The organism is Streptomyces sp. CoH27 (assembly GCF_020181035.1).
Taxonomy (GTDB): domain Bacteria; phylum Actinomycetota; class Actinomycetes; order Streptomycetales; family Streptomycetaceae; genus Streptomyces; species Streptomyces camelliae.
In genome coordinates this window covers 18,781-41,352 of sequence record NZ_JAIQYY010000041.1, presented here as the reverse complement: position 1 = coordinate 41,352, position 22,572 = coordinate 18,781, and the positions used below count along the sequence as shown (strand labels likewise).

Sequence of the window (22,572 nt, the reverse complement as noted above, 5' to 3'; positions counted from 1 at the left end):
CTACGACATCTCGACCATCGCCATCCTGTGGTTCGCCGGCGCCTCCGCCATGGCCGGTCTGCTGAACCTGATGCCGCGTTATCTGCCCCGCTACGGCATGGCCCCGCACTGGGCCCGCGCGGTGCGCCCGATGGTCATCGTCTTCACGCTCGTCGCCTTCCTGGTCACCTGGCTCTTCGACGCCAACGTCGACGCGCAGGGCGGCGCCTACGCCACCGGCGTGCTGGTGCTCATCAGCTCCGCGGCGATCGCGGTGACCATCGCCGCGCGCAAGGCCGGGCAGCGCAAGTGGGTCATCGGCTTCGGCGTGATCTCCGCGGTATTCCTCTACACGACCGTCGTGAACGTCATCGAACGCCCGGACGGTGTGAAGATCGGTGCCTGCTTCATCGCCGGCATCATCCTCGTCTCGCTGCTGTCCCGGCTGGCTCGCGCCTTCGAACTGCGCGTGACCAGCGTGGAGTTCGATCCGCTGGCGGAACGATTCATCCGGGACATGGCCAGCCGCAAGATGCGGTTCATCGCCAACGAGCCCGGCCACCGCGACAAGGCCCAGTACCGGGACAAGATCGAGCAGATCCGCGCCGACAACGACATGCCCGAGCAGGATGACTTCGTCTTCGTCGAGGTCACCGTCACCGACCCCTCCGAGTTCGAGGCCGGCCTCACCGTGCGCGGCGAGGTGCTGCACGACCGCTACCGGGTGCTGACCCTGGAGTCCGCCTCCATCTCCAACGCCCTGGCGGCCCTCCTCCTGCACGCCCGCGACATGACAGGCTGCACCCCGCACATCTACTTCGAATGGACCGAGGGCGGCCCCTTCGCCAACTTCCTGCGCTTCTTCCTCTTCGGCCAGGGCGAGGTCGCCCCGGTCACCCGCGAGGTCCTGCGCGAGGCGGAACCGAACCGCGCCCGACGCCCTCGCGTACACACCGGCTGAGAACCAGGCCAGTCCGCCGCCCGCGTCAGGAATCCGTCAGGATTCACCCGTTCGGCGCTGGGAGCCCGTAAGCAGCGGTCGTCGCACCCCGCACGGCCGCTCAGCGTCGGCGTCATGCGACGGAGCGGACCGCCGACGGGGAGACGGTGCAGGCGGTGCAGGCGGTGCTCCGCGCGTCGGGGCTTTCCTGACCTCCGACCACCGGAACGAAGGGGCACGGCACCGGTCGAGCCCAGGAGCATCAGGCGGATCGGGACGAGGCAGGGGCGTCGGCCGGACCCGAGACGACGAGGCGCCGTGGAGATCCACAGCACGCAGACAACCTTGAGTCGAAGCGACCCGGCCCCACCTACCGGTATTCGCGCTGATGATCGGTATCGTCCGACGCGCCGGGCCTTCCCCACAGCGGCCCGCGAGGAGGAGGTCCAGATGGCCGATCACCGGCAGGGTGCCGCACCGGACGACGGGTTCCCCTCTCGGGCCCCGGAGGCTCGTCGCGCGAGCGCTCACGACACGGCACGTCTCGCGCTGGTGATCGGCGCCCTGGGGGTGGTCTTCGGTGACATCGGGACAAGCCCGATCTACACCCTCCAGACCGTGTTCAACCCGGGCGACCCGCACCCCGTCCCGGTCACCACGCAGAACGTGTACGGCGTGGTGTCGCTGGTGTTCTGGTCGGTGGTGATCATCGTGCTGGTCACCTATGTGCTGCTGGCGATGCGTGCCGACAACGACGGCGAGGGCGGCATCATGGCACTGATCACCCTGGTACGGCGATGGACCTCGCGGCCGGCCGGCCGGACCGCCGCCGTGCTGGCCGCGCTGGGCATCTTCGGCGCGTCGCTGTTCTTCGGCGACAGCATGATCACCCCGGCGATCTCGGTACTGTCCGCAGTCGAGGGACTCAAGGTCGTCCAGCCGTCGCTGGAGAGCGCGGTCGTGCCCATCACCGCGGTCATCATCGTGCTGCTGTTCCTCGTCCAGCGCAGGGGAACAGCGGCGGTGGGCCGGGTGTTCGGCCCCGTCATGATCGCCTGGTTCGTCGCCATCGGCGCCTGCGGCATCGCCGGCATCGCCGACCACCCGGCCATCCTCAGGGCACTGTCACCGACGTACGCCCTGGGCTTTCTCTTCGGCCATTTCGGCACCGCCTTCTTCGCCCTGGCCGCGGTCGTACTGGCGGTCACCGGCGCCGAGGCGCTGTATGCCGACATGGGGCACTTCGGCCGCCGGGCGATCACCCGGGCCTGGATGTTCCTCGTCTTCCCCGCCTGCATCCTGAGCTATTTCGGGCAGGGCGCGCTGATCCTCGCCGGTCCGCACAACATCAGCAGCCCGTTCTTCCTGCTCACGCCCGGCTGGGGACGGCTGCCGATGGTCGTGCTGGCCACGGCGGCCACCGTGATCGCCTCGCAGGCCGTGATCACCGGCGCGTACTCGGTGACCTCCCAGGCAGCCCAACTGGGTTACCTGCCGAGGCTGCGGATCGCGCACACCTCCGAATCCACCATCGGCCAGATCTACGTGCCCTGGATCAACTGGCTGCTGATGGTCTCGGTCCTCACCCTGGTCTTCGCCTTCCGCAGCTCCGCGGCGCTGGCCTTCGCGTTCGGCATGGCGGTCACCGGCACCATCACCATCACCACCCTGCTGTTCTTCTACGTCGCCCGGGCGAAATGGGGCACGCCCAGGTGGCTGGTCGCCATCGGCGCCACCGTGTTGCTCTTCGTGGACCTGCTGTTCGTGGCGGCCAACATGACCAAGCTCGTCCACGGTGCGTGGCTGCCGCTGCTGATCGGCATCACCGCGTTCACCGTCATGACGACCTGGCAGCGCGGCCGGGAGATCGTCACCGCCGAACGAGCACGGCTGGAAGGCCCGCTGCCCGAGTTCGTCGACGATCTGCGCTCGGAAAGGGTGTCGACGCTCCGGATCCCGGGCACGGCCGTGTTCCTCAACCGGGGCAAGCAGACTGCTCCATTGGCCATGCGGGCCAACGTCGAGCACAACCACGTGCGCCACGACCAGGTCGTGATCCTCTCGCTTGAGACAGAGCCCATGCCCCGTGTCCCGGCCGACCAGCGGATCACCGTCGACGACCTCGGCTACACCGACGACGGGATCATCCACGTCACCGCTCGGTTCGGCTACATGGAGACACCGGACGTGCCCGGCACCCTGGCCATGCTCACCCCCGCCCAGACCGAAGGGCCGTTGGACCTCGATCACGCGTCCTACTTCCTGTCGAAGATCGACCTGCGACGGGGAAAGGCACCCACGATGGCTCCCTGGCGCAAGCGGCTGTTCATCGCCACCTCCTACATCACGGCCGACGCCGCCGAGTATTTCGGCCTTCCCCGCGACCGCACCGTCATCATGGGCTCACACATCGAGGTGTAGCCGCGCTCCACCCGCTGATCGCCCGGCGGAGCGGGCCTGAGGCGCACTACGCACCAGGTTCTTCGGGTCCGGTTTCGTCGCTTCCCGCTCCTGCCGCGCGGACGACGGCATACCCACCGTGCGACACCACGGTCCAGGCTGCCGTCGCCACCGCCAGGGCGAGCCATGCCGAGTGGTGGCGCAGGAGGAGAGCGGTGGTCAGTGCGAACGCCAGAAGGCCGATGGTTCCCAGGGCGGCGCCGCGGGCGTCGTGGCGGGCGCTGCGCAGACCCTCCTCCTTGGCCACGAGGGTCAGGCTGGCCAGCAGGATGGCCGGAAAGGCGAGGAAGATCCCGCCGACGAACAGGCCGACCAGCTTCGACACGACAGCAGCCAGCAAGGACACACCCGCGCCGAAGAAGAACCGGATGAGCAGGTCCTCGCGCGGCATCTCCCGGGCCCTGCGCAGTTCCATGCGTACCCGGTCGGCGTTCTGCGGCCGCTCTCGACCGCCTCCGTGCCCTGCCGAACCGCTCATGATGCCACCGCGAACGCAACGGCCGCCGCTACCACGCCCCATACGACAAGAGCCACCACTGAGCCGCGCTCGGCTCCGAGTCGTCCCAGGGCCGGCACGTCGACCAGGCAGTAGACGGTGAAGGCGAGCGCTCGGGCCAGCATGCCCCGGGTCGCGTCCAGGGCCTCGTGATCGCCCTTGAACACGACCGTCAGGATCAGACCGGCCAAGGCCACCGAGGGTGCGGCGGCAGTGGCCGCGACCCGGGCACGCGACAGCGTGGCGTCTTCTGGCACGGCAGGCCCAGCCCGTTCCTCGACAGCTCATGGGTGGAGACGGAGCACGGCGGCGGGTGACATGCTCAACACCAGCCCGGACCGGCGGCTGGAGTCAACGCATAGAGCCTCCAGCAGAGCACCGTGTCCGGCTCGGCGCTCGTCAGGGTTCATCGGCTTCCCCGGCGCTGCTTCATGGTGGCAAAGGCGACGGCCGGCCCGATCTGGGTGAGGCCGGCCGTCGGCGAGGTACACAGGCCAGTTCAGCGCTGCAGGGTGAGGACAGCCGGCCGCCAGGGCAGCTGGTCGTAGGGGCCGCTCGCGGAGGGGGACTTGCCCTGGTAGAGGAACTGCAGGTTGCAGGGGTCGATGGTCATGGTCTGGTCGGGGTTGTTGCGGACCAGGTCACCGTGGCTGATGTCGTTGGTCCAGGTGGCACCGCTGTTGGCCTTGCCCGCGAAGGGGTTGCTCTCGCTGGCGGCCTGCGGGGTCCAGGAACCGTTCAGGCTGGTGGCGGTGAACGAGCGGAAGTAGCGCTGCTCGTTCGCACCCCGGGCCTCGACGATCATGAGGTACTGGTTCTGGCCCTGGACCTTGTAGACCTGCGGCGCCTCGAACAGGTTCTTCACCGTGTCGCTCATGACCGTGGTGTACGACGAGCCGAAGTTGCCCGGGAAGTTCCCGATCGGCATGCTCGCCCGGTAGATCTTGCCGTTGTCACCGGCGAAGAACAGGTACATGTTCTGGCCGTCGGCGATCAGGGTCTGGTCGATCGGGGCGGCGCCCGGGATGCTGCCGGTGAACAGCGGCTGCGGCGCGGACCAGCCGTTGGGGTTGGTGGGGTCGCTGGAAGTGCGGTAGATGAAGGGCCACGCACCCCACTGGTACGCCAGCACCCAGATCTTCTTGGGTGCGAAGTAGAACAGCGTGGGAGCCACCGCGGACTGGCTCATCCCGGTCTGGCCGGCCGACGCCATGTCCGACCAGTTCGTGAAGGGCCTGAACATCATCGAGCCGTACGACGACCCCGACACGTTCGACGCGTAGACCAGGTGCTTGCCGTTGTACGTCACGTTGGTGAAGTCCTTCAGCGAGACCCACCCGTTCGCCGGCTGCGCCAGCGCACCCGTCGACGTCCACCGGTACGTCGACGGCAGAGAACACGTGCCGTCCCCCGGCGGGGTCGTCCCGGACAGGCCGGTCCACTTCTGGTTGCTGCCCCCGTTGCACGTCCAGATCTGGGCCGCTGTGCCGTTGGCCGTACCGGAGCCCGTAACATCGAGGCACCGGCCCGAACCAACACCGCGCAAGGCGCCGCTGGAAGCCGCCTGAGCCGGGGCGGCGACGAGCATCGCCGCCAACGCGGCCAGGGCCGCAACCACGGCGGCGAGCACCACTGACGGATGCCTGCGGCTGGAACTTCCTCTGCGCATGGATACTCCCTAGACCCTGGCGGTTGATGAGTCCATGACATATGCATGCGTTACATACACATGCGGCATGGCCCTTGCGATTCCGACTTCAGCCGGTGCTGCCCGGCATGGTCCTACGGTGCGATGGAGCGGCCCGAAGTGTTCGTCATGTCGAACAAAGGTCGAACCATCGAGCAACCCGATGATAGAGAACCGGTGAACACCGTCAATACCTCTCGCATGTATCGCATCAAACGTCGAAACATTCGCTCCATCACGCGCCGACCAGCGCACGCCACACCGTCAAATGGCTGGCTCGTAAGCGACTTGACCCCAGAAGGGAGCGATGTGCGGACGGTGCAGACACTCGATCGACCCTGCCCCAACGTCCCTGACAACGAAATCCGCACGCCGCCGACGCCAGCACCGGGGGCCGCCGCCCGCCTACTTACCGAAAGTTTCGTCCGACAATCGGAAATTTCTTCGCCCGAGAGTATTGACGATCCACGGTCACGCCTCAATCATCCCTGTCTGAGAAACCGGGCCTGGTTCGCGATTCCGGGCTGTATCGGCCTGGGCAATCCATGCTGCACGGCAGATCAGCGACCAGCTGCACGGCAGACCCGCGCACCACATCACCTGCGCAACCCCGTTCCGTTCCGGTGAGGTTCGCACCAGCGCATCCTGGCTCTTCCCGCAGTTGGAGAGGCATGCGACGCCGTGTGACGATCCCCCGGCTGAGCCGCGCTGGAGTACCCCATGCCTGTGTCGAGACGTGGAACACGCCCGCCGCCCGCCGTACGTCGCCCGACGGCCGACCGGGTGCGGCGCCCGTGCCGTTGGCGTCATCCCGGTCCCCATGACTGCGGTGTCCGGTGATTCCGTCCTGCCCGGGCTCCGACCTGCCCCCTCCGTCTGCCGGACGGGGCCGGACGCCGCAATCCCCTGCGCTTCAGTCGATCAGCGACTTCTACCTCGGAGGCACCGTCATGGGCTCGTATGCCCTTCCCAGATCCGTTACCCGCCGGAAGATCCGCAGCCTGCTGCTGGCGCTGGTCGTCGGCGTCCTCGGTGCGGTCACCGCACTGGCCGCACCGCCGACCGCACACGCCGCCGAGAACACGCTTGGCGCCGCGGCGGCACAGAGCGGCCGCTACTTCGGCACCGCCATCGCCTCCGGCAGGCTGGGCGACTCGGCGTACACGACGATCGCAAGCCGTGAGTTCAACATGGTGACGGCCGAGAACGAGATGAAGATCGACGCCACCGAACCACAGCGGGGCCAGTTCAACTTCAGCGCCGGCGACCGCGTCTACAACTGGGCGGTGCAGAACGGCAAGCGGGTGCGTGGCCACACACTGGCCTGGTACGCCCAGCAGCCCGGCTGGATGCAGAGCCTCAGCGGCAGCTCACTGCGCCAAGCGATGATCGACCACATCAACGGCGTCATGGGCCACTACAAGGGCGAGATCGCCCAGTGGGACGTCGTGAACGAGGCCTTCGCCGACGGCAATTCGGGAGCTCGGCGGGACTCCAACCTGCAACGCACGGGCAACGACTGGATCGAGGTCGCCTTCCGCACCGCGCGCGCCGCCGACCCGGCGGCCAAGCTCTGCTACAACGACTACAACATCGAGAACTGGACCTGGGCCAAGACGCAGGCCGTGTACGCCATGGTCCGGGACTTCAAGCAGCGCGGCGTGCCGATCGACTGCGTCGGGTTCCAGTCGCACTTCAACAGCGGCAGCCCCTACGACAGCAACTTCCGCACCACCCTGCAGAATTTCGCCGCCCTCGGCGTCGACGTGGCCATCACCGAACTCGACATACAGGGCGCCTCGGCCTCGACCTACGCCAACGTGACCAACGACTGCCTGGCCGTCTCGCGCTGCCTCGGCATCACCGTCTGGGGTGTGCGCGACACCGACTCCTGGCGATCGGGGGACACGCCGCTGCTGTTCAACGGCGACGGCAGCAAGAAGCCTGCCTACACCGCCGTCCTCAACGCACTCAACGGCGGCTCCACGACACCCCCCGCGGATGGCGGACAGATCAAGGGCGTCGGTTCGGGCCGTTGCCTGGACGTGCCCGGAGCCGGCACCACCGACGGCACGCAGCTCCAGCTGTGGGACTGCCACAGCGGCACCAACCAGCAGTGGACGTACACCGACGCCGGCGAGCTCAAGGTCTACGGCAACAAATGCCTTGACGCCGCCGGCACAGGCAACGGTTCCAAAGTCCAGATCTACAGCTGCTGGGGCGGCGACAACCAGAAATGGCGCCTCAACTCCGACGGATCCATCGTCGGCGTCCAGTCCGGCCTCTGCCTCGACGCCGTCTCAGGCGGCACCGCCAACGGCACCCTGATCCAGCTCTACTCCTGCTCGAACGGCAACAACCAACTCTGGACCCGTACCTGAGGGGCCTGCCACAAACGAAGGGGTGAAGCCGTGACAGCCCACGGTGCGGCTTCTCCCGCCCCTCCGCAAGGACATCGTTGACGGTCCCGGGTCGCCGCCGTGCTGGCGGCGACCTCGCGATCGGAATGCTCGCTGCGAAACCGCAGGTGAGACACGTGGCAGGAACCTGCATCATGCTCCACGCGGTGGACCTACGGAAACATGTCGGCACGACCCGCGCGCACCCTGGGAAACCAGAAGAACAGCAGGTCAGACGCCCTTTGCTGCGGGCTCAAGAATCGCCACGCACTCCACATGATGCGTCATCGGAAACAGATCGAACGCCCGAAGCGTCCGCACCCGGTATCCGCCGTCCCGGAAGTACGCCACGTCCCGGGCCAGCGCGGCGGGATCGCAGGCGACGTAGGCGATCCTGCGGGCGCCCAGGGATGCGAGGTGGGCGACCGTGGTGCGGCCCGCGCCGGCGCGGGGCGGGTCGAGGACGATCAGGTCGACCTCGGTGATGCCCGTGCGCGGGAGGACCGACTCGACCTTGCCCTGTTCGATGCGGACGCGGGGGAAGTCGGCGAGGTTGTGGCGGGCGTCCTCGACCGCTCGTTTGCCGGACTCGATACCGAGGACCGCGCCCTTCTCGCCGAGTCGGTCGGCCAACGCGCCCGCGAACAAGCCCACTCCGCAGTAGAGGTCGAGAGCCATCTCGCCCTTGCGGGGCAGCAGGCCCTGCATCACGGCTGTCACCAGCGTGTCGGCCGCCTTCGGGTGGACCTGCCAGAAGCCGCCGTTTCCGACGCGGTAGGTACGGCCGTCAGCGCGCTCGCGGACGAAGGGGCGGCCGTGGACGCGGTGCACGCCGCCCGACTTCTCGTCCACCCGGAGAACCGAGACCGGCTTGTCCAGTTCGACCAGGGGGAGGCGGGCGCCGGGGCGCGGGGTCAGGATCACCTGGCGGTCCTGGGAACCCGTCGCCGCGATCGCCTCCACCGACTCCATGCCGGTCCAGTCCCGCCGCTCGATGCCGAGCTCGGACACCCCGGCCGCCGCGATCATGCAGTGGTCGATCTCCTCGACCTCGTGCGACCGGTGCCTGCGCAGGCCCGCCTTGCCGGTCGCGGCGTCCACCGCGTACTGCACGCGCGTGCGCCACTGCGGGACCTGCCCCGCCGGCAGCTTGTCGCCCTCCGCCGGCATCACCGTGCCGTCCCAGCCGGCCTCCTCGGGCGTGAGGCCCGCGAGCCGCTCCAGCTGTTCGGCGATCACCTCGCCCTTCAGCCGACGCTGGGCACCGGGCTTGGCGTGCTGCCAGTCGCAGCCGCCGCAGCGGCCGGGGCCGGCGAAGGGGCAGGGGGCCTCGACGCGGTCCTTGGAGGGCTCCATGATCCGCACGGCGTCCGCGCGGAGGAAGCGGGCTCCCTCCTCGCCCTCGGTCACCCTCGCCACCACCCGCTCGCCGGGCAGCGCGTGCCGGACGAACAGCACCTGGCCCTCGGCCGTACGGGCGATGCAGTGGCCGCCGTGGGCGACGGGGCCGATCTCGACCTCGTACTCCTCCCCGACCAGCGACTTCTTCGGTTCTGCCTGCATGGCGGGGTGACTCCAGATCGGGAACGGGAAACGGCCGGACAACAGCCCACCAGTCTACGTGGCTGCCACCCGGCCGTTCACCACAGGCCGAACCCCGGCTCAGTCGCCGAGCTCAGGCCCCAGGCCCAGGCCCCAAGCCCCGAACCCAGGCCCAGGAGCCGAGCTCCCGGTCCTCGCGCTCAGTCCTTCGCCGGCGACGGCTCCTTGGCCCGCTCCGCCGTCGGCCCCCGCCGCACCGCGCCGGGCGCGTTCCACTCCTGCCGCTTGCGGGCCCGCAGCTTGGCCGCCTCGGAGGAGGCCAGTTGGTAGGGCACGGAGGTGACCATCACGCCGGGGGTGAAGAGCAGGCGGCCCTTCAGGCGCAGGGCGCTTTGGTTGTGCAGCAGATGCTCGTACCAGTGGCCGACGACGTACTCGGGGATGATCACCGACACCGCGTCCCTGGGCGATTGCGCGCGCAGGCTCTTCACGTACTCGATGACCGGGCGGGTGACCTCGCGGTACGGCGAGTCGAGCACCTTCAGCGGTACGTCGATGCCGCGCCGCTCCCACTCCTCGCGCAGCGCCTTGGTCTCGGCCGCGTCGACGTTGACCGTGAGCGCCTCCAGTCCGTCCGAGCGCATCAGTTTGGCGTACGCCAGGGCGCGCAGCGTCGGGCGGTGGATCTTCGAGATCAGCACCACCGAGTGCACCCGCGACGGCCGGGTCATGTCGTCGTCCGCCGGGTCCTCGGGAGCCGCGAGCTCCTCGGCCACGCCGTCGTAGTGCTTCCGGATCGCGGTCATCGTCGCGTAGAAGATGCACATGCCCAGCAGGGCGACCCAGGCGCCGTGCGTGAACTTGGTGACCAGGACGACGACGAGCACCAGGCCGGTGAAGAAGGCGCCGAACGCGTTGATCGCGCGGGAGCGGATCATGTGCCGGCGCTTGGCCTGGTCCTTCTCGACCGCGAGGTGGCGGTTCCAGTGCCGGACCATGCCGGTCTGGCTGAGCGTGAAGGACACGAACACACCGACGATGTACAGCTGGATCAGCCGCGTGGAGTCCGCGCCGTAGATGATCGTGAGCATGGCCGCCGCGCCCGCGAGCAGCACGATGCCGTTGGAGAAGGCGAGACGGTCGCCGCGGGTGTGCAGCTGGCGCGGGAGGTAGCGGTCCTGGGCGAGGATCGAACCGAGCAGCGGGAAGCCGTTGTACGCCGTGTTCGCCGCGAGGAAGAGGACCAGGGCCGTGGCCGCCGCCAGGACGACGAACAGGAAGCTGCCCTTGCCGAAGACCGCCTCGGCGACCTGGGAGATCACCGGGTTCTGGACGTAACCGGAGCCGAGCGGGACGCCGTTGTGGATCAGGTCGGTGGCCGGGTTCTCGGCCATGTGGACCTTGGTCGTCATGGCAAGGGCGATGATGCCGCAGAACATGGTGACGGCCAGCAGGCCCATCATCGCGAGCGTCGTCGCCGCGTTCTTCGACTTCGGTTTGCGGAAGGCCGGGACGCCGTTGGAGATGGCCTCGACACCGGTGAGCGCGGCACAGCCGGAGGAGAAGGCGCGCAGCAGCAGGAAGACGAGCGCGAAGCCGGCCAGGCCCTGGTGCTCGGCCTTGATGTGATAGTCGGCCGTGGGGGCGTGCATGGTGTCGCCGAGGGCCAGACCGCGGAAGGCGCCCCACGCGATCATGATGAAGACGCCGCCGACGAAGACGTACGTCGGGATCGCGAAGAGCTTGCCCGACTCCTTCACGCCGCGCAGGTTCATCAGCGTCAGCAGCACGATCACGGCGATCGCGCACAGCACCTTGTGCTGGACCACGAAGGGGATCGCGGAGCCGAGATTCTCGATGCCGGAGGCGATGGAGACGGCGACGGTGAGGACGTAGTCGACGAGCAGGGCGCTGGCGACCGTGAGGCCGGCCTTGGCACCCAGGTTGGTGGTGGCGACCTCGTAGTCGCCGCCGCCGCTCGGATACGCGTGGACGTTCTGCCGGTACGAGGCGACCACCGTGAACATCAGCACGACGACCGCGACGGCGATCCAGGGGCTGAAGTGGTACGCCGACACGCCCGCGATGGACAGGACCAGCAGGACCTCGCCCGGCGCGTAGGCGACGGAGGAGAGCGGGTCGGAGGCGAAGACGGGGAGTGCGATGCGCTTCGGCAGCAGGGTTTCGCCCAGCCGGTCACTGCGCAGTGCGCGCCCGATCAGGATCCGTTTGGGCACGTCGGTCAGTTTGGACACGACAGAGGATCGTAGGCCTTCGAACAGGCAGCCGCCCACCCGGTGTCACGGATCTGCCTCATGAGTGAAATCACAGGCGCGAACGACTGCGGATTCCGTGGTCCGCGCGCTCCCCGTGCCTAGATGGCAGACCCCGCCTGTCATCACACCTCGGAGGTTGCATGCCCGCGACCGCGGAGCTGATCGGGGCGACGTTCGCCCTCCTCGGCGTCGGAATCCTCACCCTGTGCAGCGTGCGCAGCATCACTCGCCGGCGCCCGCACCCGGCGATCGCTGAGGTGGAACGGCAACCTGTACACACCTGACCGCGCGCCCGGTACGCGCATCCACGCGCCCCGGCCGCGAGCGGTCACCGATCCGCACGCGAGTGATCCGCGACCCGCACGCGGGATCATCGACAAGCGCGTACGCCCGACCGTCGCACCTGAGCACCGCCCTGGCCATCGCTCGGACCATCGCCCTGAGCACCGCCCTGATCATCACTCCCCGCGCATCCACATGCTCGCTGACCCTGCTCGCGCGCATGATCGCGGACGGTGATCATGGCGAACCCCCGCACGGGGGTGCCCACCCCGTGGCGCCGCTGTGTAGCTTTGGGCGTCGGTCTGAGACCCTGATGCTGAGCAGTAACTTTTGGACACCGGAAGGACGGTCGTGCACATCGTCATCATGGGCTGCGGAAGAGTGGGTTCCGCTCTCGCCCAGACCCTGGAGCAACAGGGCCATACAGTCGCCGTGATCGACCAGGATCCCACCGCCTTCCGTCGGCTCGGCCCCGGTTTCGGGGGCCGCCGGGTCACCGGTGTCGGCTTCGACCAGGACACCCTGCGCGAGGCGGGCATCGAGGAGGCCGGTGCCTTCGCCGCCGTCTCCAGCGGTGACAACTCCAACATCATCTCCGCGCGCGTGGCCCGCGAGATGTTCGGCGTGGAGAACGTGGCGGCCCGGATCTACGACCCCCGCCGCGCCGAGGTCTACCAGCGCCTGGGCATCCCCACCGTGGCGACGGTCCGCTGGACCGCCGACCAGATGCTGCGCCGGCTGCTGCCGTCGGGCGCCGAGCCGCTCTGGCGCGACCCCACCGGCGGGGTGCAGCTCGCCGAGGTGCACGCCTCCCCGAAGTGGGTCGGCCACAAGATCAGCAAGCTGCAGGAGGAGACGGGCGTCCGCGTGGCGTTCCTGACCCGGCTGGGCGAGGCGATCCTGCCGACCTCGCAGACGGTGCTGCAGGAGGGCGACCTTGTGCACGTGATGATGCGGACGGACGACGTGGACAAGGTCGAGGCGTCGTTCGCCCAGGGCCCGGAAGAGGAGGGCGGTCACTGATGAGGGTCGCCATTGCCGGAGCCGGCGCCGTCGGCCGCTCGATCGCGGCCGAGCTGCTGGAGAACGGCCACGAGGTCCTGCTCGTCGACAAGGCCCCGACCGCCATCTCGGTGGAGCGGGTGCCGCAGGCGGAGTGGCTGCTGGCCGACGCCTGTGAGATCACGTCCCTGGACGAGGCGGCGCTGCAGCGCTGCAACGTCGTCATCGCCGCGACCGGCGACGACAAGGTCAACCTGGTCGTCTCGCTGCTCGCCAAGACGGAGTACGGCGTCCCGCGCGTCGTCGCCCGCGTCAACAACCCGAAGAACGAGTGGCTGTTCAACGAGGCCTGGGGCGTGGACGTGGCGGTCTCCACCCCGCGCCTGATGTCCGCCCTGGTGGAGGAGGCGGTGAGCGTCGGCGACCTGGTCCGGCTGCTCCGCTTCAGCCACGGCGACGCCAACCTCGTGGAGCTGACCCTGCCCGAGGAGTCGGCCCTGGCCGGCACCCAGGTCGGCGACGTCCAGTGGCCGGAGGACACCTCGCTGGTCACGATCATCCGCGGCACCCGCGTCCTCACCCCCTCCAGGGAGGACTCCCTGGAGCCGGGCGACGAGCTGCTGTTCGTGGCCGCGCAGGCCCGGGAGGAGCAGCTGGAGGAGCTGCTGTCGGTGCGGCGCGAAGAAAGCTGACGCGCACGACGAAGGGCGCCCTTGCTGCCAAGGGCGCCCTTTTCGCGTCGTACGACGGCTCGCTATGCGTCGTAGACGGCTCGCTATGCGTCCCGGCGATGCCGGCCGGCCGCCTCCGTGGCCGCCGCCTTCCTCTCCTCGGCCGCCTTCTCCTCCGCCTCCATCTCCGCGAAGACGTCGATCGGTGCGGGCGCCTTCGCCAGGAAGACCCAGGTGAGCCAGACCGCCAGCAGGAACGGCGGGATCTTCAGGGCGACCAGGACCCAGCCGAGCTTGGTGGTGTCGGACCACCAGTACAGCGGGAAGAGGATCGCGCACTTCGCCAGCAGGATCAGGCCCCAGGCCCAACTCGCCTTCGCGTAGGCCTTCTTGCGGTCGAGGTTGCGGGTGCGCCAGGAGAGGTTCTCCTTGAAGACCGGGCCCAGGATCAGTCCGATCAGGGGCACACCGGCGAGGGTCGTGACGATGTACGCCACCGCGAGGCCCAGCGTGTAGAGCATGCCGGGGAGGTAGAAGTCCTTGGCGTTGCCGGTGAACATCGCGAAGACGACGCCGAAGGCCACGCCGAAGACGCCGCTGAAGGCGTGCTTGACGGTGTCCTTCATGGCGAGGCGGACCACGACCAGAACCAGGGAGACGATCAGCGCGGCGATCGCCGACACGTGCAGGTTCTTGTCGATCGTGAAGATCGCGACGAAGAGCAGGCCCGGCACGACCGTCTCGACCATGCCGCGGACCCCGCCGAACGCCTCGAACAGGGCGGCCTCGGTCACCGCCCGGGCGTCGTCGGTCTGCGCCTGACCGGCGTCTTCGGTCGGCTTGTCGAGGGACGTCACCGGCTACTCCCGTCCGAGGGGTCGCAGTTCGTACTTGGGGTTGAACAGCACCCGGCGGCCTCGGCTCATGGAGATCCGGCCCGATGCGATCAGCTTGCGTCCCGGTTCTATGCCCACGATGGAACGCCTGCCGAGCCACACCACGTCCAGTGCCGCGGAGCCGTCGAACAGCTCGGCCTCCAGGGCCGGGACTCCGGCGCGCGGACGCAGGGTGACCGTGCGCAAGGTACCAGTTACGGTGACGATCTGCCGGTCCTGGCAGTCGCCGATCCTGGTGCAGCCCGTGGTCTCGGCGTCTTCCCGCAGCTCCGCGGACTCCAGGTCCTCCTGCGACGAGGAAAGCCGGTCGAGCATGCGCCGGAACCGGCCGGCCGGCTTCTCGGAACGGGGAACAGCACTCATACCTGAAGCGTACCGGGGCACACCGACACCGCCGTAGCCCCGATCACACCTCGAAACCGCAGGACCGCTCACTTCTCGAACCGATACCCCATCCCCGGCTCCGTGATGAAGTGCTTCGGGTGCGAGGGATCCGTCTCCAGTTTGCGGCGCAGCTGGGCCATGTACACGCGCAGATAGTTGGTCTCGGTGCCGTACGACGGCCCCCACACCTCCTGGAGCAGCTGCTTCTGGCCGACCAGGCGGCCGGTGTTGCGGACCAGGACCTCCAGCAGGTGCCACTCGGTCGGGGTGAGCCGGACGTCCTTGCCCGCGCGGTTGACCTTCTTGGCAGCCAGATCGACGGTGAAGCCCTCGGTCTCCACGGTGGTCAGGTCGTCCTCGCCGGGTCCGACCGGCTCGGCCCGGCGTACAGCGGCGCGCAGCCGGGCCAGCAGCTCGTCCATGCCGAAGGGCTTGGTGACGTAGTCGTCGGCGCCCGCGTCCAGCGCCTCGACCTTCTCGTCGGAGGAGTGGCGGGCGGACAGCACCAGGATGGGCACGCGGGTCCAGCCGCGCAGGCCCCTGATCACCTCGACACCGTCCATGTCGGGCAGGCCCAGGTCGAGCACGACGGCATCGGGGTGGCGGGACGCGGCGAGTTCGAGGGCGGTACGGCCGTCGGGGGCCGCGTCCACCTCGTACTTGCGTGCCTTGAGGTTGATCACGAGGGCGCGCACGATCTGCGGCTCGTCGTCGACCACGAGCACCCGGGTCATAGAGTCGTCTGCCTTTCTGGTTCTACGAGGTCCCGGCCCGTGTCGAGGGCCTCGGGACGTGATCCTGCCGCGCGGAGGCTGAGCACCATGGTCAGTCCGCCGCCGGGCGTGTCCTCGGCGTTGAGGGTGCCGCCCATGGCCTCCGCGAAGCCGCGGGCGACGGCGAGACCGAGCCCGACCCCGGCGCCGCGCGGGGCGTCACCGTACCGCTGGAACGGCTCGAATATCCGGTCCTTCGCCTCGTCCGGCACGCCCGGCCCGCGGTCCACCACGCGCACCTCGACCCGGTCGGCTATGCCGCTGGCGGTGACCAGCACGCGCCGTCCGCGCGGGCTGTACTTGACGGCGTTCTCCACCAGGTTCGCCATGCACCGCTCCAGCAGCCCGGGGTCGACCGCGACCATGGGCAGCGTCTCGGGGACCTCCAGCTCGACGCTGTCCTCGGGCACACCGACCAGCGCCATCGGGGCCACCTCGTCCACGTCGATCTCGCGGATCAGCGGGGTGACCGTGCCGGTCTGGAGGCGGGACATGTCCAGCAGGTTGCCCACGAGGTGGTCGAGGCGGTCGGCGCCCTCCTCGATGCCCTCCAGCAGCTCCGCCCGGTCCTCCTCGGACCAGGCCACGTCGTCGGAGCGCAGCGAGGAGACGGCGGCCTTGATGCCGGCCAGCGGGGTGCGCAGATCGTGGCTGACGGCGGCGAGCAGGGCGGTGCGGATGCGGTTGCCCTCGGCGAGCGCGCGGGCCTGGTCGGCCTCCTCCTGCAGGCGCCGGCGGTCCAGGGCGACCGCGGCCTGCGCGGCGAAGGCGGCGAGGACCCGGCGGTCCTCGGCGGGCAGCACGCGGCCGGTGAGCGCGAGCGCCATGTGGTCGCCGACGGGCATGTCGACGTCGGCGTCCTCGGGCCGCTCCAGCGGGCGCCCGAATCCGGCGCGGCCGGCGCAGGTCCACGGCTCGACGTCGCCCGCCCGCTCCAGCAGCGCGGCCGACTCCATCGCGAAGGTCTCCCGGACCCGCTCCAGCAGCTCCTCCAGGCTGGTCTCGCCGCGCAGTACGTTCCCGGCGAGGAAGGAGAGTATCTCCGACTCGGCGCGCAGCCGGGCGGCCTGGTGGGTACGCCGGGCGGCGAGGTCCACCACCGAGGCGACCGACATGCCGACGCCGAAGAAGATCGCGATGGCGACGATGTTCTTGGGGTCGGCGATGGTCAACCGGTGCAGGGGCGGGGTGTAGAAGTAGTTCAGCAGCAGCGAGCCGAAGGCCGCCGAGGCGAGGGCGGGCAGCAGGCCGCCGAGCAGTGCCGCCGCGACGGTGACGCTCAGGAACAGCAGCATGTCGTTGGCGAGGCCGAGGTCGACGGTGTTCAGCAGCACCGCGAGCACGGCGGGGCCCACCAGGCCCACCGCCCAGCCCCAGATGATCCGGGCCCGCCCGAGCCGGGCGCCCCGGGCCACGGGCAGTCCCCGGCCCTTGGCGACCTCCTCGTGGGTGACGATGTGGACGTCGAGGTCGGGGCCGGAGTCCCGGGCGACCGTGGCGCCGACGCCGGGTCCGAAGACGTACTGCCAGGCCTTGCGGCGCGAGGAGCCGAGGACGATCTGGGTGGCGTTCACACCGCGCGCGAAGTCCAGCAGAGCGGCCGGTATGTCGTCGCCGACCACATGGTGGAAGGTGCCGCCCAGGTCCTCCACGAGGGTGCGCTGGACGGCCAGCTCCTTCGGGGAGGCCGAGGTCAGCCCGTCGCTGCGGGCTATGTACACAGCGAGCACCTCGCCGCCGGCGCCTTTCTCGGCGAGCCGGGCCGCCCGCCGGATCAGCGTGCGCCCCTCGGGGCCGCCGGTCAGGCCGACCACGATCCGCTCCCGGGAGCCCCAGATCTTGGAGACCCGGTGCTCGCTGCGGTAGGCGGTCAGGTACTCGTCGACCCGGTCCGCCACCCACAGCAGCGCCAGCTCCCGCAGCGCGGTCAGGTTCCCGGGGCGGAAGTAGTTGGACAGGGCCGCGTCGACCTTGTCCGGCTGGTAGATGTTCCCGTGCGCCATCCGGCGCCGCAGCGCCTCCGGCGACATGTCGACCAGCTCGATCTGGTCGGCCCGCCGTACCACCTCGTCCGGGACGGTCTCGCGCTGGCGGACCCCCGTGATCGACTCCACGACGTCGCCGAGTGACTCCAGGTGCTGGATGTTGACAGTCGAGATCACGTCGATCCCGGCCGCCAGCAACTCCTCGACGTCCTGCCAGCGTTTGGCGTTGCGCGAGCCCGGGACATTGGTGTGGGCGAGTTCGTCCACCAGGGCGACGGCGGGCGCCCGGCGCAGCACGGCGTCGACGTCCATCTCGTCGAAGAAGGCGTCGCGGTACCGCAGGCGCTTGCGCGGGATCTCCTCCAGGCCGTGCAGCATCACCTCGGTGCGCGGCCGGTCGTGGTGCTCCACGAAGGCCACGACACAGTCGGTGCCACGCTCCGCACGGCGGTGTGCCTCGGACAGCAGGGCGTAGGTCTTGCCGACACCCGGTGCCGCGCCGAGGTAGATCCGAAGCTTGCCGCGTGCCATGGCTCCATTGTCTTCCGGTGACTGCCGCATACGCAGCGTCGACCTTACGGCCAACAATCACGGCAAACAGGACAGGAAGGTCGGCAGCGGGCAACTTTGACGTAACTCTGATGAGCGTCTCGCCGTCCACGCGTGCGAAAACACGCGGGAAAGGGCCGCACCCCGGGGTACGGCCCTTCGTCGGCCACGCCGCCTACCGCACCTCGGTGATCTCGGGCCCTCGCTCCAGCTGCCCCATGCCACCCGAGAAGCGGGACTCCTCCTGCTGCACGCCCTCGGGGACCATCTGCGCGTCGTTGGGCAGCTTGAGGACGATCGGGTCGCGGGGCGCCATCGGCCCCTCGCCGCGGACCACGACCGTGTCGCGGAAGATCTGCTCCAGCAGCCCGGCAGCCTGCGGCTGCACCGCGCCCTGGCCGGAGATCACACCGCGCAGGAACCAGCGCGGGCCGTCCACGCCGACGAACCGCACGACCTGGAAGCCGCCGGTGCCGTCGGGCAGCTGCACCGGCACCTGGGCGCGCAGCTCCCAGCCGAGCGGGCCCTCGACCTCGTCGACGATGCCACCCTGCTGGGTGATGCCGGCCCCGATCTCCTCGCGGACCTCGCCCCAGATGCCCTCGCGCTTGGGCGCGGCGAAGGCCTGGAGCTGGATGGCGCTGTCGCGCAGCACGACCGTGGCGGCGACGATCGCGTCACCGGCGACCTCGACCCGCAGCTCCATGCCGTCCACGCCGGGGACGAACAGACCGCCGAGGTCCACCCGGCCCTCGGCCGGCTCGCGCACCTCGGTGCTGTCCCAGGGCCCGTCGGGGCGGGGCCCGGGCTCCAGCCGGACGCGCTCGCGCTCGGCCTCTTCTTCCTCGTCCGCCTCGGTGTCGACGCTGTCGACGACCTGCTCGGCCTCGCCGGCCGCGTCCTCGGCGGCACCCTTCTTCTTGCGACGTCCGAACACGTCACTGTCCTTCCCGGTCGGATACGACCGAAGCGTATCGATTCCCACCCGTCGGACCGCCTACGGCGGCCTGACCGCTTGTGCCGCTCTCGCCGCCCACCGCGGCATGGCCACCGGTGGACCCGAAGCCCCCTTCGGCCCGCGCCGAGCCGGGAAGCTCCGCCACCGGAAGGAAGCGGACCCTCTCGACCTGCTGGACGACCAGTTGGGCAATCCGGTCGAAGCGCTCGAACCGCACGGACTCGCGCGGGTCGAGGTTCACCACGATCACCTTGATCTCCCCACGGTACCCGGCATCAACCGTCCCCGGGGCATTCACGAGGGCGACACCGCAGCGGGCGGCCAGACCGGAACGTGGGTGCACGAAGGCCGCGTACCCCTCCGGGAGGGCGATCGACACCCCGGTGGGCAGCACGGCCCGCTCGCCGGGCGCCAGCTCGCACGCCTCGGTGGTGCGCAGATCGGCTCCGGCGTCCCCGGGGTGCTCGTACGCCGGAAGCGGTACGTCGGGGTCGACGCGGCGGATCAGTACGTCGAGGGGGCTACGGCTCACGGGTTCACCTCGAAGGCGCGGGTGCGCCGGATCTGGTCCGGGTCGCTCATGACGGCCTGGATCTCCTCCCGGCGGCCGTGGTCGGTGAAGTGGTCGACCTTCACCTCGATGAAGAGGGCGTCGGCGCGGACGGCGACGGGCCCGTCGGGGCCGCCGATGCGTCCGGTGGCCGTGGAGTAGATCTTCCGCCCGGCGACGGCGGTGACCTCGGCCTGAAGGTGGAGCACGGTGCCGACCGGAACGGGCCGCACGAAGTCGGTCTCCAGGCGTCCCGTCACGGCGATGGTCCGCAGCAGCCAGTTCAGCGAGCCGAGGGTCTCGTCCAGGGCCGTGGCCAGCACTCCGCCGTGCGCGAGGCCCGGCGCGCCCTGGTGGGCGGGCTGGACGGTGAACTCGGCGGTCAGCGAGACGTCCTCGCCGGCCCGCGCCTCCAGGTGCAGTCCGTGCGGCTGCCCGGGGCCACAGCCGAAACAGTGTTCGTAGTGGGCACCGAGGAGCTCCCCGGGTGCGGGCGCGTCGGGGTGCCGTACCGGTTTCACCGCGTCGGCGGGAGGCTGAAGGGTTGCGGAACTACCACTCACAGGCGCAGACCTTACCCGCGCGTCGGCGCAATACGGATCCCGTGCCAAGCTTGGCTTCATGCAGCTCTCCGCCACCCCGTACGAAGAACGCCTCACCGCCCCCCGCTCGTGGTGGTTCGTCAGCTTCCTCGTAGGCGTTTCCTTCGCCCTGATCCTGCTTCCGTTCGGCACGCTGCCGCTGCTCGGCGGTCTGGTCGGCGGTACGGCGGCCGCGGCGGTGGTGGCGAGCGCGTACGGCTCGCCGCGCATCCGGGTCGTGGGCGACGCACTGATCGCGGGCGAGGCGAAGATCCCGGTGGCGGCGCTCGGCGAGTCGGAGGTGCTGGACCCGGAGGAGGCCCGCGCCTGGCGTACGTACAAGGCCGACACGCGCGCGTTCCTGCTGCTGCGCGCCTACATCCCCACGGCGCTGCGGGTGGAGGTCACCGACCCCGAGGACCCGACGCCGTACCTGTACCTGTCGACGCGTGAGCCGGAGCGGCTGGCGGCGGCGATCGAGGCGGCGCGCACCGCGCACGCCTAGGGCTTGCTTCCCCGGAGCTCGTCGGGGAGGTCGCGCAGCTCCAGGGGCTCCGCCGGCTGCTCCAGGGGCGGCTGCTCGGGCAGCTCCTCCCAGGGCACCTGGATCTTGCGCAGGTCGGTGCGGATGCGGGCGGCGAGCCTTCTGGTGTCCCGGCGGTTCATGACCGCGCCGACCGCCGCACCCACCATGAACGGCATGAGGTTGGGCAGGTCCCGGACCATGCGCTTCATGATCCGCTGGCGCAGTTCGCGCTTCATGCGGACGCCGAGGGCGGCGTCGTACGTCGACGGCTTCATCACGTCGATCCCGCGCTCCCCCGCCCAGGAGGACAGATACGCGGTGCTGCGGGTGCCGAGGTTTCCCGGCGGGCGGACGCCGTAGACCTCGTGGAGTTCGGCGACGAGCTTGAGTTCGATCGCGGCGACCCCGGTGATCTCCGCGGCCAGCTCGGTCGGCATGGCGGGCGGCACGGGCAGCATCGCCGCCGCTCCGATCCCGGCCCCGACCGTCGAGGTGCCGGCCGCTGCGCCCGCCACGAGCTTGTCGGCGAGTTCCTCGGGGCCGAGGCCCGGGAACTGCCGGCGCAGGGCCGCGAGGTCGCGTACGGGGACACGCGGGGCGATCTCGACGATCCGGTCCGCGAGGTACGCCAGCCCCTCGCGGGCGCGGCTGGCGCCCTTACGGGCCCCTTCCCGAGCCATGTCCCCGGCCTTGTCGCGCATCACCACGACTCTCCCCCGGGCTCCCGGCTCCGCGTGGGCAGCGGGCATGCCCGTCCGGGCGACGGGCGCGGACTGCACGTCCGGTGCCGGGATGTCCTCCCGGTCATCCATCGGTGCGAGCGAGGCTCCCCTGCCGGACGAGCCCCGCTCCTGTTCACGCGTGCCGTGCGGGCCGCCGGACGGCCCTGGGTCCGCTTTCCGCTCCCGGAAGCGGCGCTTCCGAGGAGGGGTCGAGCCAGTCATGGCCGACCCGTCCTCAGTCGCAGTCGCGGCAGATCGGCTGACCGTTCTTCTCGCGGGCCAGCTGGCTGCGGTGGTGCACCAGGAAGCAGCTCATGCAGGTGAACTCGTCCTGCTGCTTCGGCAGCACCCGGACGGCCAGCTCCTCGTTCGAGAGGTCGGCGCCGGGCAGCTCAAGGCCCTCGGCGGCCTCGAACTCGTCGACGTCGACCGACGAGGTGGACTTGTCGTTCCGCCTGGCCTTCAGCTCTTCCAGGCTGTCCGAGTCGACGTCGTCGTCGGTCTTGCGTGGAGTGTCGTAATCGGTTGCCATATCGCTCTCCCCCTCTGGGTGTCTGCGGTGTCTCCAGCGCACGTAACGCGTGAGAGGCCGGACTTGTGCCCGACCTGAGGCGGAGATTTTGCCTCACATCAAGGTCTGTTACTCAATCGACACCCAACCCGACCCCTCAAGAGTGATCGGCTTGGATGGCGGTGAGGACCGTACACGGTTCGAATGTCGCACCTCAAAGGCGCCTCACCGTGTACTTCCCGTGATCAAGACCCCCGAAAACCAGGACTTTCCCGGCTTTCCACCTTGTGTCATGATCACAGAGAGTACATGGCTGAAAATCCGCCCATGTGATTGATCACACAGCAAGAACCTCGTGAGAGGTCCTGAAAATTCCGCGTAAAGCGAACATCCTCCGCGTGTG

At 69.6% G+C, this 22,572-nt stretch carries 20 protein-coding genes and 1 pseudogene; 7 read left to right on the top strand and 14 right to left on the bottom strand.

Annotated elements, in window-relative coordinates:
• Together LE548_RS40430 and LE548_RS40425 are read left to right on the top strand one after the other, a co-directional pair.
• Positions 1-940 (top strand): annotated as a pseudogene (locus tag LE548_RS40430) (amino acid transporter); the annotation flags it as partial.
• A 429-nt stretch (positions 941-1,369) separates the two neighbouring features.
• A complete protein-coding gene (locus tag LE548_RS40425; protein ID WP_225102036.1) occupies positions 1,370-3,340 on the top strand; it encodes a potassium transporter Kup in 1,971 nt (656 codons plus the stop codon).
• 46 nt (positions 3,341-3,386) lie between these two features.
• Here the strand turns inward: LE548_RS40425 and LE548_RS40420 are convergent, their stop codons facing one another.
• From LE548_RS40420 to LE548_RS40410, 3 genes are all read right to left on the bottom strand, one after another.
• Complete coding sequence (locus LE548_RS40420; protein ID WP_225102035.1) at positions 3,387-3,857, bottom strand: DUF3147 family protein; 471 nt, start codon at positions 3,855-3,857, stop codon at positions 3,387-3,389.
• Positions 3,854-4,066, bottom strand: a complete 213-nt coding sequence (locus LE548_RS40415) for a hypothetical protein (protein ID WP_225102034.1) — start codon at positions 4,064-4,066, stop codon at positions 3,854-3,856. The genes LE548_RS40420 and LE548_RS40415 overlap by 4 nt, the downstream gene beginning before the upstream one ends.
• 308 nt (positions 4,067-4,374) lie before the next feature.
• A complete protein-coding gene (locus tag LE548_RS40410; protein ID WP_225102033.1) occupies positions 4,375-5,544 on the bottom strand; it encodes a non-reducing end alpha-L-arabinofuranosidase family hydrolase in 1,170 nt (389 codons plus the stop codon).
• Between the two features lie 968 nt (positions 5,545-6,512).
• Here LE548_RS40410 and LE548_RS40405 point away from each other — a divergent pair.
• On the top strand, positions 6,513-7,943 hold the full coding sequence (locus LE548_RS40405) for an endo-1,4-beta-xylanase (RefSeq protein WP_225102032.1): 1,431 nt from the start codon (positions 6,513-6,515) through the stop codon (positions 7,941-7,943).
• Positions 7,944-8,192: 249 nt separating this feature from the next.
• Here LE548_RS40405 and LE548_RS40400 read toward each other — a convergent pair whose 3' ends face one another.
• Both LE548_RS40400 and LE548_RS40395 read right to left on the bottom strand, forming a co-directional pair.
• On the bottom strand, positions 8,193-9,524 hold the full coding sequence (locus LE548_RS40400; protein ID WP_225102031.1) for a class I SAM-dependent RNA methyltransferase: 1,332 nt from the start codon (positions 9,522-9,524) through the stop codon (positions 8,193-8,195).
• Between the two features lie 179 nt (positions 9,525-9,703).
• Complete coding sequence (locus LE548_RS40395; RefSeq protein ID WP_225102030.1) at positions 9,704-11,758, bottom strand: APC family permease; 2,055 nt, start codon at positions 11,756-11,758, stop codon at positions 9,704-9,706.
• 161 nt (positions 11,759-11,919) lie between these two features.
• On the opposite strand from LE548_RS40395, the gene LE548_RS40390 reads away from it, so the two are divergent.
• The 3 genes from LE548_RS40390 to LE548_RS40380 all read left to right on the top strand — a co-directional run bounded on the left by LE548_RS40390 (position 11,920) and on the right by LE548_RS40380 (position 13,755).
• Positions 11,920-12,063, top strand: coding sequence for a hypothetical protein (locus LE548_RS40390; protein ID WP_225102039.1), 144 nt, complete (start codon positions 11,920-11,922; stop codon positions 12,061-12,063).
• A gap of 349 nt (positions 12,064-12,412) precedes the next feature.
• Positions 12,413-13,084: a TrkA family potassium uptake protein gene (locus LE548_RS40385; protein ID WP_225102029.1), complete on the top strand. Its 672-nt coding sequence runs from the start codon at positions 12,413-12,415 to the stop codon at positions 13,082-13,084.
• Complete coding sequence (locus tag LE548_RS40380) at positions 13,084-13,755, top strand: TrkA family potassium uptake protein (protein ID WP_225102028.1); 672 nt, start codon at positions 13,084-13,086, stop codon at positions 13,753-13,755. Before LE548_RS40385 ends, LE548_RS40380 begins: the two co-directional genes overlap by 1 nt.
• An 83-nt stretch (positions 13,756-13,838) precedes the next feature.
• Here LE548_RS40380 and LE548_RS40375 read toward each other — a convergent pair whose 3' ends face one another.
• The 7 genes from LE548_RS40375 to LE548_RS40345 all read right to left on the bottom strand — a co-directional run bounded on the left by LE548_RS40375 (position 13,839) and on the right by LE548_RS40345 (position 20,392).
• Positions 13,839-14,591 carry a DUF3159 domain-containing protein gene (locus tag LE548_RS40375; RefSeq protein WP_225102027.1) on the bottom strand — a complete coding sequence of 251 codons (753 nt, stop codon included), beginning with the start codon at positions 14,589-14,591 and terminating at the stop codon, positions 13,839-13,841.
• A 3-nt stretch (positions 14,592-14,594) separates the two neighbouring features.
• Positions 14,595-14,993, bottom strand: a complete 399-nt coding sequence (locus tag LE548_RS40370) for an OB-fold nucleic acid binding domain-containing protein (protein ID WP_225102026.1) — start codon at positions 14,991-14,993, stop codon at positions 14,595-14,597.
• A 68-nt stretch (positions 14,994-15,061) separates the two neighbouring features.
• On the bottom strand, positions 15,062-15,748 hold the full coding sequence (locus LE548_RS40365; protein ID WP_225102025.1) for a response regulator: 687 nt from the start codon (positions 15,746-15,748) through the stop codon (positions 15,062-15,064).
• The gene (locus LE548_RS40360; protein WP_225102024.1) at positions 15,745-18,303 is read right to left on the bottom strand and encodes a sensor histidine kinase KdpD; all 2,559 of its coding nucleotides are present in this window, start codon (positions 18,301-18,303) and stop codon (positions 15,745-15,747) included. The genes LE548_RS40365 and LE548_RS40360 overlap by 4 nt, the downstream gene beginning before the upstream one ends.
• A gap of 193 nt (positions 18,304-18,496) precedes the next feature.
• Positions 18,497-19,258, bottom strand: a complete 762-nt coding sequence (locus tag LE548_RS40355; RefSeq protein ID WP_225102023.1) for a DUF3710 domain-containing protein — start codon at positions 19,256-19,258, stop codon at positions 18,497-18,499.
• 1 nt (position 19,259) lies between these two features.
• On the bottom strand, positions 19,260-19,811 hold the full coding sequence (gene dut / locus LE548_RS40350) for a dUTP diphosphatase (RefSeq protein WP_225102022.1): 552 nt from the start codon (positions 19,809-19,811) through the stop codon (positions 19,260-19,262).
• Complete coding sequence (locus tag LE548_RS40345) at positions 19,808-20,392, bottom strand: PaaI family thioesterase (protein WP_225102021.1); 585 nt, start codon at positions 20,390-20,392, stop codon at positions 19,808-19,810. Before LE548_RS40345 ends, dut begins: the two co-directional genes overlap by 4 nt.
• Before the next feature lie 58 nt (positions 20,393-20,450).
• Here LE548_RS40345 and LE548_RS40340 point away from each other — a divergent pair, with 58 nt between their 5' ends.
• Complete coding sequence (locus tag LE548_RS40340) at positions 20,451-20,915, top strand: DUF3093 domain-containing protein (protein WP_225102020.1); 465 nt, start codon at positions 20,451-20,453, stop codon at positions 20,913-20,915.
• Here LE548_RS40340 and LE548_RS40335 read toward each other — a convergent pair.
• Positions 20,912-21,880 carry a hypothetical protein gene (locus tag LE548_RS40335; protein ID WP_225102019.1) on the bottom strand — a complete coding sequence of 323 codons (969 nt, stop codon included), beginning with the start codon at positions 21,878-21,880 and terminating at the stop codon, positions 20,912-20,914. The two genes, LE548_RS40340 and LE548_RS40335, sit on opposite strands and share 4 nt — an antisense overlap.
• A 13-nt stretch (positions 21,881-21,893) precedes the next feature.
• The gene (locus tag LE548_RS40330; RefSeq protein ID WP_003997302.1) at positions 21,894-22,190 is read right to left on the bottom strand and encodes a DUF4193 domain-containing protein; all 297 of its coding nucleotides are present in this window, start codon (positions 22,188-22,190) and stop codon (positions 21,894-21,896) included.
• Between the last annotated feature and the right edge of the window lie 382 nt (positions 22,191-22,572).